Raw genomic sequence first — 14028 nt, forward strand, 5'->3', positions numbered from 1 at the left:
ATCGGTTCGGGAGTGGGCTCAGTCGACCCGTTCCAGGCCCTCGTGCTCCAGGACGATCGTCTGGAGCAGGAGGTTGGTGGAGCCGGCCTCCAGGTCGCTGAACTTCGACGACTTGACCCAGGCCCCGTAGAAGGCGAAGCGCAGCACGTCCTCCCCGAAGTGCCGCTTGACGACCATGCCGTTCTTGCGGACCGACGAGCCGCCCTGGGTGGCTGCGTTCAGACGAAACGTCTGGCCGAACCAGTCGCGGAAGCGCTTGTCCTCGGCGCTGCCGTCGACCCGTCGCTCGATGGTGAGGGGCTCGAACTTCACCTTGGCCGCCGCGAGCTTGTAGACGTGCCCGGTGGCGCCGTCGGGCTGCTCGATCGTGTCGAGCTCGCCCTCGCTGAGCCCCGTCACCTTGCTGACCCCCGGGCTCTCTGTCCCGTCTACCACGAGGACGAACTCGTTGGCCCGGTAGCTCTCGTAGAAGTCGCCGACCTTGGGCATGGGTGCTCCTCTGGGATGAACCGTCGCGTCAGGCCTCGCGGACCGTGCCGCCGCTCGGCTGCTGACCGACGGTGATGACGATCGTCTCGGCGGGCCGGGAGGGGTAGAAGTACACCTCGACGTTGAGCCGGCCCTGTTCGACCTGGTCAGGGGGGTTGTTCGTCTCGTCGACGATCACCGTGAAGGTCTGCTCCGGGGTACCGGTGCCGAAGGCACCCTGCCGCCACAGCCCCATGAGGAACGGGGTGACGGTGCCGTACTCGACCGCGCTCCACAGGGTCGACCGGTTCGGCTCCTGCCGTACCCAGCGCAGCCCGTCGCGGAGGCTGCTCTTGACGAAGTTGAACAGCAGGCGCACGTTCACGTACCGCCAGCGCGGATCCCCGCTCAGCGTGCGCGAGGCGTCCACGACGATCCCCGCCCGGGGCACCGGGCGCAGGCCGTTGACCGCGCCGTTCACGACGAGGTCGGTGTGGTCGGCGTCGCTCAGGCGCGTCTCTACGTCCAGCACACCGAGGAGGGTGGCCTCGTCCCCCGCCGGGGCCTTCCAGATGCCCCGGGTCGACTCGATCCGGGCGTAGACGCCCATCACGTGGCCGACCGGCGGGATGGTGATCCGCGGCGAGTCCCCGAGTCCGATCGGGTCGGGGACGACGATCCAGGGGCCGTACAGCGCGCCGTAGGCGTTCTTCGACTGCAGCTCCTTGCCGTAGGCGACCGCCTGGCCCCCGCTGACGGAGTTCTGGGGCACCGCCCCCACGAAGACCGCGTCACCGCGGCCCGCGCAGTAGGCGAGGCCCGCCTGGGTGATCGAGCGGTCGGTGCGCTCGCAGCCGATCAGCTGCACCTCGACCGGGTCGAAGGCCGAGAAGCCGGTCCGGCGCGCCGGGTCACCGGCGAAGTGCATCGCGGTGGGCGTCCCGTCGGAACCGCCCCCGAGCGGTCGGAAGCCGTCCGTGGCAGCCGGCCGGGCGCGGCCCGGCGCAGCCGCCTTCTCGTCGATCAGGCGCACGTGGCGGGAGCCGGTCAGCGGGTGGTTCAGCCGGCGAGGGGCGTAGTCAGGCAGATCGCTCTCCATGGACAGGCCGGCGTGGGTCTCCACGACGTGCTCGTCGTCCCCGGCGCCCGCGGCCACTGTGAGGGTGAACTCGGCGCTGGACACGGTCACGGCCCGCCGATCGGCGAACGCACCCGGCGTGATGTCCGGCGTCCAGGTCGCCTTGCCACTGGCGTCGTCGACGGTCAGGAGCTTGACGTGCGCCGTCTGCGATCCGCTGCCGAGGACGACCGCGTCGCCCGGTGTGAAGTGCACCGGGCGGGCCAAGTGCGTGCCGCCGGCCTGCAGCTCCGCAGGGTCCCCGATCCTCGGCTCGGCCATCTCCGGCAGGCCAAGCCGCTGGTGCGCCTCGGTTACCTGCAGGCTCGTCCAGTCCGCACCGACCTCGGCCGTCGAGGTGAGCACGAGGCTCTTGCCGTCGTCGCCGCCGAGGCCGGCGGTCGCCAGGTGCGTCCGGCGGTTGATGGCGTCCCGGATCTGCTCGCGGGTCGCCGCGGCCGGATCGGGAAAGTCGGCCGCGGCGAAGGCGATCCTCGTCGGCTCGCCACCGTCGATGCGCAGGGCCAGGGCCTGCAGGTCGCGCATGTCCACCGCGTCGGGCAGCGGCTGGCCCACGATCGAGGCGGGAGCCGCCTCGCGGAGCCGGCTCGTGGCCCGGGAGCTGTGGGCGACCCGGACGAAAACCTGCCTGCCCCACTCGCCGGGATCGGGGCGTCCGCGGAAGCCGGCCCCGGCGGTGACGACGGTCGTGCCCCCCGCGTCGGCCAGGGGGAGCGCGGCGGGCTGGGCTCCGACCGGGTCGGTCACCCGATTGACGTAGGCGGTCTGGCCGCCGTTGTCGAAGAAGCCGCGGACGAGGTAGGCGCCGAGGCCGCCGTCGAAGTGGCCGCCGAAGCGCTCCACGAACTGGGCGAAGCTGGTCACCCGCGCAGGCTCGTTCGGGATGCCCCTCTGGGTGAGCACGTTGAAGCCCGCGACCGAGGTCGCGGCGCCGGTGACCGACGGCGCGCCAGCGCCGTCGACCTCAACGACGTTGACGCCGATGTTGAGGGCCATCGCATCGCTCCTTCAGCGGGTCGGGACGCAGGCGCGGGCGCCTGCGGTCGACGTCCTGCGGGTGGCCGGCCGGGCGCCGGGCGGCGGGTTCATCCCGCCTCCCGGTGATCGACCCGCAGTCCGATGTCGCTGACCGGGTGTGCCGCCGCCGGGGCCGCCACGGGTGCGCGCACCCCCACCCGGTAGTGCAGGACCGGCACGGTCCTCACGGCGCCACCGACGCGGTCGGGCAGCCAGACCAGCTCGGCCGGCAGCCGCTCGCCGTGGGAGGCCAGCTCGCGCCGGGCGCCGAGCCGTTCCACCACCGCTTCCAGCAGTTCGGCCTGCGCCGCGCGCGTCGTCGCGGCCGGGCGCACCTCGTAGTCGACGTCGAAGGGGTCGCCGAGGAGGGCCGTGCGGTGCCCCTGGCGCGTGAAGTCGCGCTGGAGGCGCCGGTCGTCGGCCCGAGCCGGCGCGTACCGGACGTCGACCTGCCGGATCGTGAGCGCGGGCGATGGCGGCTCGTCCTCACCGTGGACGAGGACGACGACGGGGACGACGGCACCGGCCACCCGGACGCCGGTCAGGGCCGCCACCAGGGCCGCGTCGGCGTCGGCCAGCATCTGGGGTCGCACGGCGAGCACGTCGCCGAACGACGTCGTCGTCGGACGGTCGGTACCGCGCCAGACCAACTCCAGGCCGGTCACGGCGGTGGCCACCTCGGCCGGCAGGTCGTCGAGGCCGAGCCGGACGATCTCCCAGCTGCCCGGCGCGGCCACGGGCAGGAGGCGGTGCCAGGTGTTGGCCGGATCGCCGGACGGCAGCGCCGCGGAGCCCAGCCGCAGCTCGAATCCCAGCGGCGCGCCCGCGGCCACAGCGCGTCGGTCACCGCGGCACGGAAGCCGGATCTCGGTCATGCCCGTCACGTCGACCGGGCCGATCGAGCGGCTCATCGCGTGACCGGTCGCGTCGCTGTTGGCCGTGACGTGGAGCGAGCCCTCGTGCACCTCGACCCGCAGGGCGGGGGAGGGAATGGACCCGTCGGGCGTGGTCGTGTGCCAGCGCGCGGCGTCGTCCGCCGCAGCAAGGATCACCGCGCTCATGCTCGGCCTCTTACGAGACCGCTGGTGCCGGGGCGCAGGAATGCATGGCGCGCATGGTCACCCTTGGGCGTCACCGCGCCGTCACCGCTCCGTCACTGCGCACCGCCCGCCCCGAGAACCCGCTGGCCGGACCGCTGCGCCCGGAGGACCCGCGCTGGCTCGGACCGGCGACGCGCCCGACCCGACCGGTGATCGGGCGGCGGATGCCCGCCGCTGCCGACGTCCGACACGTCCTGGCCCCGACGGCCAGGCTCCCATCGGCCCACTCCCAAACCGCACCTGGGGCGACGAGTCAGAGGGGCCGGGCCGGTTCGAGCCGCGCCTTCACGGGGACTCAGTGGCGCCGCTGCCCGTCAAGGTCCCCTGTGTGGTGTTCACCGCCGCGGTGGGGGTTGCCGTGGAGCGGTGACCGTGCTGCGCGTCCTCTTCCCCTCAGGGTGGGCCACGTGATGACGGGCAGTAGGGGCGTTCGGTCGGCCGCAGGCCGCGCCCGGGTCAGCACTCTTCGCGTGACGGATCAGCGATGGGACGGTGACGCCGACGTCCCTACCGTTCGCCCGGCGGCCGGCCTCGTCGGCCGGGTGGGCTTACGGCCGCGCGGTCCGAATAGTCGTTTGGTCCCTTGGCCCTGGCGTCCGGAGGGGGAGCCATGTGATTCGACAGCGTCGAGGTTAAAGGCAAGCCTGCGCGGAGATTAGACGAGTAGTAGACGTTGCATTAGTTCGTCGGGAGCCGTCGGGCGCAGATCAGGGTGACCGCGAGTCGGGCCAGCGCGGTGATCGTCGTCGCGCTGCGGTCGTAGCGCAGCGCCAGGCGTTTGTAGGACAGCAGCCAGCCCAGGGTGCATTCGACGACCCAGCGGTGCCGGCCGAGACGAGCGCTGGAATCCCGGCCGAGGCGGGCGATCCGGGCGGTGATCCCGCGGCGGCGCAGGTAGCGGCGGACCCGCGGATTGTCATAGCCCTTGTCCCCGTGCAGCTTGACCGGCCGGCGCCGCGGATGGCCGCGGCCGCCGCGGCGGATGGCCGGCATGCCGTCGAGGAGCGGTTCGACAAAGAGGCTGTCGTGCCGGTTCGCGCCCGAGACCAGCACGTTGAGCGGCAGTCCGGTGGTATCAACGAGCAGGTGGTACTTGCTGCCGCGCTTGGCCCGGTCGGTGGGGTTCGGGCCGGTCAGCTCACCCCCCTTTTCGCCCGGACACTGACCGAGTCCAGGCTGGCCCGCGACCAGTCCAGCCGGCCGGTCTCGCCGAGCCGGTCGAGTGCGGCGGTGTGGAGTTGGTCGCAGACGCCGGCGTCGGCCCATTCGTGCATCCGCCGCCAGCAGGTCCAGCCCGAGCCGTAGCCCAGCTCGCCGGGCAGCTTGGTCCAGCCGATGCCGGTGGAGAGCACGAACGCGATGCCCTCGAGCACGTCCCGATCGGAGGTGCGGGGCCGGCCAGTGCGGCCGTGCACCGCCGGAGGACGCGACGGGATCAGCGGCTCGACCAGTGCCCACAGTTCGTCACTGATCAGCCGCGGCGGCGAGGAAGACGCCGACGACGACATGACCCGGACCCTGCGCCGATCTACCCCAGCTCGATAAAGCCCGAGGGCCTACTTCCGCAACGTCTTCTCAGCTCGCTTTTTAACTTCAGGCGGCGGTCTTCTTGATCGCTGGCTGGCGGGGTGCTGGTCCTCGTCGGCTGCCGGCCGGTCGTCCCGGGGAGCGGCCGCAGGGTTTCGGTGGACTGGCCGGCGTGCCCAGCAGCGGCAGGAGTCGCGGGAAATCTCGTCGGATTCGGGTTGGGGTCAGCCGGTGTGCCGGCAGGCGCCGTTCCCAGGGCAATCGTGTGTCGGCGGCGATGAAGCGGCCCAGACGGAGCTGGGTGTAGGCGATGAGCACCAGCCAGGTCCAGCGGTCGGCCTGCTCGGGCGTGCGCACCCGCGGGGTGGTCCAGCCGAGGGCTTGCTTGCAGAACCGGAAGGTGTGCTCAAGGTCGAAGCGGCGGATGTAGGCGCGCCAGCACCGGTCGAGGTTCGGTCGGCCGGGGCCGGCCCACCACAGCCAGAGCGTCTTGACCGCCCGGGCGGTGGGCCGGGGCAGGTGCTCGACCTCGACCCGGATCACCGTGCCGGTCACGATCGGCGGTTCGGCGCAGTCGCTCCAGCGGCCGCGCCCGGCCAACTTGGGGTGCAGCCCGCCCCAACAGGCCACCCGCACCCGGCCGTACTGCTCGTCGTCGGCCTGAAGCGTCTGGTCGGGAGCCGGCCAGCTGCTTGAATCGGCGCAGAGAAAGCGGGCGCCGTGCCGGGGTGGGCGCCCCAACCGCCCGGGAGCCGGTGCCGGAGCGGTGTAGAAGACCCGGTCGCAGCGGATCCGCGCCAGGATCGCCACCGGCAGATCGGCAAGGTCGACGGTGAGCGCGATCGGGTCGTAGCCGGCGTCGAAGACGAACATCGGCGCCGTCTCGGTGACGCGCAGTCGGCCGGTCAGCGCGCGGACTTGGGCGGCGGTGACTCGGCCGATGTCCTCACCTGCCAGCACGCGGTGGGCATCGACCGGTGCGGTCCAGGAGTCGCGGTCGAAGCCGAGCTGGGCGATCCACGAGTAGCACCAGCCGGCCACGATCGGCTGGCCGGCTGAGTGCCGCGTCGGCGAGTAGTAGAAGCCGCGGCCCGGCGAGCACTCGGCGTCGCAGCGCGCCCAGGTGCTGGCGTCCACGGCGAACACCGGCTGCGCCACCGGCAGCGTCTGCGCGGCCAGCACCGTGGCCAGCCGTTCGGCGTCCACCTCGCCGGCGGCCAGCGCGGCATACACGCTGCCCCAGCCCCGGCGGTGGACCGGTACCAGGCTCAGGTGCGGCAGCGAGGGCATCGACTCGGCCGCCAGCAGGCCGTCGACCAGCTCGAACAGCGCATCCCGGCGCCGCCCTAGACAGCCGAACGCCTCCTCGCGGAAGCCCCGCAGCGCAGCCGCGGCGAGGCTCTGGTCAACCCCATCGGTCGGGCACACGCTGTCCATCGCGGCCACCGCCGTTGCTTCGAAGCGTCGCAACTCCGAAGGATCCAGCGGTGGCCGCCCTCATGCCAGGCCCCGAATCACACCGGTGCAACTGCCCGACAGCCCGGGGTTAAAAGCCGAGCTAAGTCGTCGAGCAGGGTGGGCCGCTCCGGGACAAGGCACCACACCGTCGTCACAGCGGCGTCACCGACAACCCCGTGGTGGTCGTCGCACGCGGTCCCCAGGCCGCCATGTCACCTCAGCGAGGGCCCGTCGGTCCGCGACTCTGCGCCCAGTTGCCGAAAGGACCATGTCCGGGGACCCCGCCGGTGACGCTCCGGTGACGCTCCTGTGACGGCTGGACTCTAGCGTCCCCCTCCCGGTGCGTGGGTGGGAGCCCCGCGGGACGGGTGAAGGCGGGTGGGCTGCCCGAGGCAGCTCCGTCGACGGGGCAGGAGGTTCAGACGGCCATGGCGTTCACGCCGATCGAACGGCTTGGGGACTACGTGCTCGCCGCGCTGCTCGCGGTCGACGACGGGAGCGCGGGCGCTCAAGACGTCCTGGACCGCATCGACCAGCGTTTCGGCCAGAAGCTCACGGCGGAGGACAGGACGCCGGTCCCCGTGGACGAGGAGCCCTCGTCGACAGAGAGACTGCAATGGCAGCGCCGCGTCTACATCGCCCTGCGGCGGCTGATCGCCGCCCAGTGGGTCCGGGTCGACCGCCGGCACTGGCAGCTGACCGAGGTCGGTCGGTCGGTGGCGCAGGAGGCGGACTCCCGACTGCAGGGCACTGGTGACACGTGGCCGCTGCCTCCGGTCACCAGCCGACCGGAGGACCGCTCGTTGGTACGGCCGAGTGTGATCGCCAACCCGCTGCTCGACCCCGACGAGCGCGCACGCATCGGCCTCCCCGTCGAGAGCACCGCCGTCATCCCCGTGCTGGTCGAGTTGAACGTCCGCTATCGGGGAGGCGTCCTGGAGGCCCAGGATCGCTTCGCAGAGATGGCCCTCGCTGTGGCGGACCTCCCGCAGGACCGCATCTCCCGGCTCACGGAGGACGTTGTCGCGGTCCGGCTGTCCATGGACGCCATGCAGGAGATGGTGACGACGGACGCCCAGGACGCCGCTGCGGAGCGCGATCGGGTGATCCACCGGGTCTGGCCCGACTTCCCGGTGCAGCCGCTGATCGACTCGTCCTCCCGGGCCATCAAGGCCGACGCCGCCCGCCGCTCCTTCAGCGCGCTCGGTGACGGGGTCGTCTGGGCGGTCGTCGACTCAGGGATCGACCGCGGGCACCCGCACTTCCAGCACCACCTGAACGTCGACCACGACGACGTCCGAGAACTGCACCGTGACTTCACGGCGTCGTTGCGGCCGGAGGCCGGTACCGCCGCCTCGGCGCTCACCGATGAGCGGGGTCACGGCACCCACGTCGCCGGCATCATCGCGGGGCAGGCACCGCCGAGCGACGGCGCGGTGGAGGTCGAGGTGCTGCGTGACCAGTTCGCCGACGCCGAACAGAACGCCCCGGGCAACGCGACGGGGCGGGGATTCACCCGCGAGCTGCTCATGGGGATGGCCCCGCGGACGCGCCTGGTGAGCCTCAAGGCGCTGCCCCCAGACGAGGACGGGGACTCGAGCCGGGTGATCGCCGCGTTGCGCTACGTCCGCGACGTGAACGCGGCCAGCGACCGTCTCATGCGCATCCACGGGGTCAACCTCAGCCTCGGCTACGAGTTCGACCCGAAGTGGTTCGCGTGTGGGCAGAGTCCGCTGTGCCGGGAGGTCGACCGCCTGGTGCGGAGCGGAGTCGTGGTCGTAGTCGCGGCGGGGAACACGGGGTACGGCCGGCTCAGCGCCGTCGTCCGGCAGACGAACGCGGGCGTCGGTATGACGATCAATGACCCGGGAAACGCCGAGCGCGCAATCACGGTCGGTGCCACCCACCGGGACCGCCCCCACACCTACGGGGTCTCGTACTTTTCGTCGAAGGGACCCACCGGGGACGGCCGGTCCAAACCCGATCTCGTGGCGCCGGGGGAGCGGATCGCCTCGTGCGGTGCCGGAGCCAAGGCCGCGGCCAAGGTGGCCGGAGGGCGGCGGCCCAACGTGGCGCTCTACATCGAGGACAGCGGCACCAGCATGGCCGCGCCGCACGTGTCGGGCGCCGTCGCCGCCTTCCTCTCCGTGCGGCCGGAGTTCATCGGCCAGCCCGAGCACATCAAAGAGATCTTCTGCCGGACCGCCACCTCGCTCGGCAGGGAGCACTACTTCCAGGGTGCCGGCCTAGTCGACCTAATGCGCGCCCTGCAGTCCGTGTAGCAGTCCGGGGAGGAGCGATCATGGACCGCATCGACGCCCTGCCGTTTCGGGAGGTGTCCTTCGACGCTGCGGGCGTTGTGCAGAACGACGCCCTTGAGCAGACCTTGACCGACCTCCGCGAGGAGGGCGTCACCGACGTCCTGGTGTTTAGCCACGGGTGGAACAACAGCACGAGTACGGCGCGCCGATTGTACGACGGGTTCTTCGGCCTGCTGTCCCCGCTCCTGGCGGAGCACGGCGCACCGGACCGGACGGTCGGCGCCCTCGGCGTGTACTGGCCGTCGCGACGCTGGTCCGACGAGCGGGAACCGGCATTCAACCCTGCGGGGGCGCCGGAGCTGAGCAGGGGAGGCGGGGTGGCGAGCATCGGCGACGCTCCGCGTGCCGAGGACCCCCCGCCACCGCCGGACGACGAGACCCGCGACGCCATGCGTGCGGCCTTCCCCGAGGCGGTCCACGACGTCGACGAGCTGGTAGACCTGCTCCGCCGACGTCCGCCGGAGGAGTCGCAACTGCGACGGGCCCACGAGCTCGTCGCCGGGCTGCTGCACGGCGCGGCGGGCGATGGGACCGTCGACGACGGTGACGGCTCGGGCGCCGCTCCCGCCGTGGCCGAACCCGGACGGGGCGCCGAGGAGATCACGAGGACCTATCTCCAGGCGATGGAGGACCTGGGGGTCGTGACGACGGGGCAGGGCGGAGAGCTGGGCCTGGCCGACGACGTCCAGCGCCTCTGGCACGGCGCGCAGGAGCTGGCGCGGCAGGCGACCTACTGGCAGATGAAGAATCGGGCCGGTGTCGTAGGCGAGCGCGGCCTGGGCCCCTTCGTGCGGTCGCTGCTCGACGAGGGGCTCCGGGTGACCCTGATCGGCCACAGCTTCGGGGCCCGGCTGGTCTCCTTCGCGCTCCGCTCGCTCGGCGAGGAGCCGGCGTCGGTGGAGGGCGTCGTGCTTCTACAGGGGGCGTTCTCCCAGTTCACGTTCGCCGACGAGCTGCCGACTGACCGTGCCCGCGGCGGCGTCCTGCGCGGATTGCAGTCCCGCGTCGCTGGTCCGGTCGTGGCCTGCCACTCCGACCTCGACCAGGCCCTCGGCACTTTTTACCCGCTGGCCAGCTTGGCCCGGGGGCAGGACGCCTCGGCGCTGGAGGAGCTGCGCAGGCGGTGGGGCGCTATCGGCTTCGGCGGTCACAAGCCCCGCCCGAACGCGGTGCCCATGCAGGCAGTCGGGTCGCCCTACGCATTCCCGGCGCGAGACCTCGCCAGCGTGGACGTCGCGGCGGTCGTGCGACGCGGGCGCCCGCCCTCGGGCGCCCACTCCGACATCGTCCACCGGGAGCTGGCATGGGTCGTGCTGTGCGCCGGCGGACTGGTTGTGAGCACCGCGTGACGCGCGTGATGAGGGGACGGAGCCGATGACCGGCCCGGGGACCCCGGCCGACCCCCGGGAGTGCCTCCTGCCGGTGCAGGCAGGCGACGTCGCACCCGACGGCTCCCTGGTGCGCGTCCTCGTGGGCGTCCCGGCCGGCGGCATGGCTCACTTTGAGCTCGCCGCCGGCGCGGTCTCGCGTGCCACCCGTCACCGCACGGTCAGCGAGATCTGGTACGTGCTGGGCGGGCTGGGCCACATGTGGCGGGCGCGGGGCGAGGGCGACGGTGGCCAGATCGACCTCCGCGCCGGGGTCTGTCTCACCATTCCGGTCGGGACGTCTTTCCAGTTTCGCAACACCGGGCGGGAACCGCTCGCGGCGATCGGCGTCACCATGCCGCCCTGGCCCGGCCCCCTCGAGGCCGAGGCTGTCCCCGGGCCGTGGACCCCGACCATCTGACCAACGTGACGGCGCAGCCAGCGACCGGCCCCGGAGCTGACCAGCGGCAGGTGCCTCGTGCTGCGGTCGTGCTGCCGCCGGCACAGGCGACTGCCCTCCGCGACGGTGACGGTCCGGTGACAGCCCGGGGAAGGTAGTCAGCGCGTTGGCAGCAGCCGCGGTGGTCGTCCCCGAAACGAGACGGCAGCTTTCGTGCGCGTCCTGGTCATCGATGACATGGCCGACGGCGCGGTGTGAACGCCGCTGCAGCCGGACGGCACGACACCGGCGCAGGACCCGCGGGTCGAGGAGGACGCGGGCGAGTCCCTATCCGGTACCGACGGCGTCAGCGCGCAGATCACCGCCGAGCCGGAAGCGCGCTGCTGCAGAAGAACGTCCTGGATCGCCGCCGCTGGCGCACCCGCGACGAGCTGCACGCCGCCATCGTGTTCTGGATCGAGCACACCTACAACCGCCGACGCCGGCAACGCGCCCTCGGCAAATGCACCCCGGTCGAGTACGAACTCGCCTTCACCGCTCAGGCGGCTACCGCGGCATAATCAGCCTTAACCGCCGTCAACCGAAGCTGCAGCAGTCCCCCGGTCGCGGCGCCGGGCACTTCGAGCCGGTTGCCTTGCTCGATGATGGCGTCCCCGTAGACCAGCACATCCTGTTTATCGGCGTGAACCGGAGCGGGCGAAGGAGTCAGCGTCGCCGTGACCGGTGTCGTTGCGCCGGTGTTGCTGCTGGTCAAAGTGAACGTGCACTCGGCGCGATGGACGACCGACTTCCCGCCGACCGTCAACCGGTCGGAGGTGCTCTCGGTGACCGGTCCGGCCGTCCACGCCCCGGGAGCCCCGGACAGCGTCCCTGCGCACGCTACGCAGGACGACCGTCCCGGGCAGGGGCGAACGACCCAGCATGGAGCTGCTCCGCCGGGGAGGGGCGCGTCGATCCGGCGGATGAGCCCGAGGTCGTTCTCGGTCTTCCCGCGGGGCGGGGATGCAACCTGGCCTTTGCGGAGGCGCCAAGGCGTCCGGGGATGGGCGGCCTGCATCCACGTCCGGCGCCGGGGTCGGCGCAAGGCTGGTGGGCGGTTCGCGCTGGCCTCCGCCGCGGCGCGACCAACTTACGACCAACAAACCACCCTCGACGCCCGACGATGACCAACGTAGATCGATGACTTGAAGAGGATCTGACCTGCGTGTTCGTCGCCGACCAACAGCCGCCAACACCCTCAAGATCAACTCGCAGGGTTATTGGTTCGAGTCCAATCGGGGGAGCAGAGCTCCTGGTGAGCGCCTCGTTGGTGGCGCGATGCGCCGACCATCAATCGTGCTGCTCGCTGTAAACCCCCGACTTTCGGGTCGCCCGGCGTCGTCGCCGGCCACTAGAACCTCTCGTTGCTGATCGCTACAGGGCTCGGCGGATGGTCGCTGCCGTGCGGGGGCTGGCGGTGCCGCGGCCGAGGTAGACGTCCTGGGTCAGGCTGGGCCGGCTGTGACCGAGGTGGTCGGCGATCTGCCGGGCGGACAGCCCGGCATCGTCGAGCCGGGTGGCCACGGTCTTGCGAACGTGCGAGGTGAGGCACTCGAAACCGGCCGGTCCACGGCACGGCGCAGGTCGTCGCGCACGACCGGCGCCGATGAGGTCTGTCCACGAGGGAGGAGGTGCGACACCCTCTGGTGGATCCCGTCCATGGCGGCGGCCATCGCTCACCGATCACGGGTGTGTGTCGGTCATCTTGCGCTGCAGGTACCAGGAGAACCAGCCGCGATAGCGCTCCTGCAGTTCGGGCCGCTGCCAGTCCCTCCCGTCCACCCGCCGACGGCAGTCGGGATGGCCGCATGCGCAGTCCATGGCGCCGTCGTAGTCGTCGAAGAGCGCGTAGTCGGTCGTCAGTTCCTCGCCGGCGGCGATGTCGTGCATGGCGACCAGGACCACGTTCCCGGCGAAGCCGACGTTGGGTCCGCACGAGTGGTTGATGAAGAGCATCACGGCCTCGTACTCGTCGTCGGTCAGTGCGACCAGGTGCAGGTCGTCGGTGATCTGGACGTCGGAGTCCTGAAGCCGCTCCGGAAGTGACCGCAGCTCCTCCGTGGTCACGATGTGGCCGCCTTTGACCGCGACCACCTCCCCCCACCCGATCGGCTCGACGGCCAGCAGACCGCGCCCGGCGATCCCGCTGGGTACTCCCTTCACGGCCTTGGGCGTGATCCACGTGCGCACCACGGGGAGTGATCCTCGCTCCGGCCCCCGGTCCTGTCCTGGCTCGTGGCGCATCGGTGTCAGGTGCCCGCCGCGGCGACCCCGCCGGCGGTCGCGGCGACCGCGCCGGTGGTGGCGGCGTCCCGGCGGGCCCGGCGGATGGCGCCCTCGACCGCGGTCGCCACGGGATCCTGCGCGACGACGGACCGGCCGTGGCGGCGCGCGGGGCCGGCGTCGACCCCCACGCGGTGGTGGAGGTCGCCGGCACACACCAGGCGGGCCAGGGTCGTGGCCCGGGCGTCGTCCACGGGCCCGGTCAGCGCGGTGGCCACGCGGGTCCGCAGCGCTCGCACGGTGTCCGGGGCGGTGACCTCGTGGGACGGGACGGGCAGCACGCCGAACAGGCGCCGGTCGCGGCGGACCACCGCACCGCCGTCGGCCAGGGACTGCAGCAGGTGCTGTCCCAGCCGGGCCCGCGGCGCCGCCAGGACGTCGATCGCCCGGTCCACGGGCTGTTCGGTCGCGAGCCGGTCCGAGAGGTCGTGCAGCGGGCGGGGTGCTGCCGGGGGACCAGCCGCGGGACCAGCCGCCAGGAGCAGCAGACCGCCCCGCAGTCGCGCCGCGCCCAGGGCCAGGAGGTCGTGCACCACGGCGCCGGCCAGGGCCCGGGGCAGGGCGAGTCCGGTGGGACGGCGCACCGTGGCCCGGACCGGGTGGGCGGTGAGGAGCAGCAGGTCCTCGGCGAGGAGGGTGCTCGAGGGCAGGTACATGACAGGACCTCCAGTCGTCCGGGCCGTGCACCGGTGCACCGCCCGCTCGCCGGGACGGCCGGCGCCGGATCCAGGGTCGGTCACCGGCACCGGCCGGGTCATCGCCCGCCGGACCGATCCGGGTCTCCACCGCGGGTCGGACGGCCGCCTCGCGGATCGGCCGCCGGATCCGCGCCCGACCTTCCCGGATCCGTCTTCCGGCCAGGACGTCTCTGTCTGGCGGGGGATGAGTTCACCGGGCGCCGCCCCTACCG

Annotated in this window: 12 protein-coding genes and 1 pseudogene; 4 read left to right on the forward strand and 9 right to left on the reverse strand. The window is 72.3% G+C overall.

The annotated features are described in order from the left end of the window. Positions 1-18: 18 nt before the first annotated feature. From ACI780_RS06915 to ACI780_RS06935, 5 genes are all read right to left on the reverse strand, one after another. Positions 19-489, reverse strand: a complete 471-nt coding sequence (locus tag ACI780_RS06915) for a phage tail protein (RefSeq protein WP_457001761.1) — start codon at positions 487-489, stop codon at positions 19-21. Between the two features lie 28 nt (positions 490-517). Further along, positions 518-2602 carry a phage tail sheath family protein gene (locus ACI780_RS06920; RefSeq protein ID WP_457001763.1) on the reverse strand — a complete coding sequence of 695 codons (2085 nt, stop codon included), beginning with the start codon at positions 2600-2602 and terminating at the stop codon, positions 518-520. Between the two features lie 89 nt (positions 2603-2691). Then, the gene (locus ACI780_RS06925) at positions 2692-3684 is read right to left on the reverse strand and encodes a hypothetical protein (protein ID WP_457001765.1); all 993 of its coding nucleotides are present in this window, start codon (positions 3682-3684) and stop codon (positions 2692-2694) included. A 717-nt stretch (positions 3685-4401) separates the two neighbouring features. Then, positions 4402-5231, reverse strand: a protein-coding gene (locus ACI780_RS06930) for an IS5 family transposase (protein ID WP_457001767.1) whose coding sequence is annotated in 2 segments (ribosomal slippage) — positions 4402-4872 and positions 4875-5231 — 828 coding nt in all. Because the reading frame shifts where the segments join, the coding sequence is not laid out codon by codon here. A gap of 85 nt (positions 5232-5316) precedes the next feature. After that, on the reverse strand, positions 5317-6720 hold the full coding sequence (locus tag ACI780_RS06935) for an NF041680 family putative transposase (RefSeq protein WP_457001769.1): 1404 nt from the start codon (positions 6718-6720) through the stop codon (positions 5317-5319). 416 nt (positions 6721-7136) lie between these two features. Between ACI780_RS06935 and ACI780_RS06940 the strand changes: the two genes are divergently transcribed. From ACI780_RS06940 to ACI780_RS06955, 4 genes and pseudogenes are all read left to right on the forward strand, one after another. Next, a complete protein-coding gene (locus ACI780_RS06940) occupies positions 7137-8990 on the forward strand; it encodes a S8 family serine peptidase (protein ID WP_457001771.1) in 1854 nt (617 codons plus the stop codon). A 20-nt stretch (positions 8991-9010) separates the two neighbouring features. Continuing rightward, entirely contained in the window at positions 9011-10378 is a 1368-nt protein-coding gene (locus tag ACI780_RS06945; protein WP_457001773.1) for a hypothetical protein, read from the forward strand. A gap of 25 nt (positions 10379-10403) precedes the next feature. Continuing rightward, positions 10404-10817 (forward strand): cupin domain-containing protein, encoded by a 414-nt coding sequence (locus ACI780_RS06950; RefSeq protein WP_457001775.1) that lies wholly within the window; start codon positions 10404-10406, stop codon positions 10815-10817. A 356-nt stretch (positions 10818-11173) separates the two neighbouring features. Beyond that, positions 11174-11356, forward strand: a pseudogene (locus ACI780_RS06955) (IS3 family transposase); the annotation flags it as partial. Here ACI780_RS06955 and ACI780_RS06960 read toward each other — a convergent pair. From ACI780_RS06960 to ACI780_RS06975, 4 genes are all read right to left on the reverse strand, one after another. Then, positions 11335-11550, reverse strand: coding sequence for a hypothetical protein (locus tag ACI780_RS06960; RefSeq protein WP_457001777.1), 216 nt, complete (start codon positions 11548-11550; stop codon positions 11335-11337). The pseudogene ACI780_RS06955 and the gene ACI780_RS06960 overlap by 22 nt on opposite strands. Before the next feature lie 659 nt (positions 11551-12209). Continuing rightward, entirely contained in the window at positions 12210-12359 is a 150-nt protein-coding gene (locus ACI780_RS06965; protein ID WP_457001779.1) for a hypothetical protein, read from the reverse strand. Positions 12360-12518: 159 nt separating this feature from the next. Continuing rightward, positions 12519-13028 carry an SET domain-containing protein gene (locus ACI780_RS06970; RefSeq protein WP_457001781.1) on the reverse strand — a complete coding sequence of 170 codons (510 nt, stop codon included), beginning with the start codon at positions 13026-13028 and terminating at the stop codon, positions 12519-12521. 56 nt (positions 13029-13084) lie between these two features. Next, positions 13085-13774: a GPP34 family phosphoprotein gene (locus ACI780_RS06975; RefSeq protein ID WP_457001783.1), complete on the reverse strand. Its 690-nt coding sequence runs from the start codon at positions 13772-13774 to the stop codon at positions 13085-13087. Positions 13775-14028 lie beyond the last annotated feature (254 nt).

It is taken from the genome of Geodermatophilus sp. SYSU D00814 (genome assembly GCF_054050055.1).

Coding starts and splice junctions, on each gene's coding strand:
- ACI780_RS06915 (WP_457001761.1), bottom strand. CDS start 489: ATGCCCAAGGTCGGCGACTTCTACGAGAGCTACCGGGCCAACGAGTTC.
- ACI780_RS06920 (WP_457001763.1), bottom strand. CDS start 2,602: ATGGCCCTCAACATCGGCGTCAACGTCGTTGAGGTCGACGGCGCTGGC.
- ACI780_RS06925 (WP_457001765.1), bottom strand. CDS start 3,684: ATGAGCGCGGTGATCCTTGCTGCGGCGGACGACGCCGCGCGCTGGCAC.
- ACI780_RS06940 (WP_457001771.1), top strand. CDS start 7,137: ATGGCGTTCACGCCGATCGAACGGCTTGGGGACTACGTGCTCGCCGCG.
- ACI780_RS06945 (WP_457001773.1), top strand. CDS start 9,011: ATGGACCGCATCGACGCCCTGCCGTTTCGGGAGGTGTCCTTCGACGCT.
- ACI780_RS06950 (WP_457001775.1), top strand. CDS start 10,404: ATGACCGGCCCGGGGACCCCGGCCGACCCCCGGGAGTGCCTCCTGCCG.
- ACI780_RS06975 (WP_457001783.1), bottom strand. CDS start 13,774: ATGTACCTGCCCTCGAGCACCCTCCTCGCCGAGGACCTGCTGCTCCTC.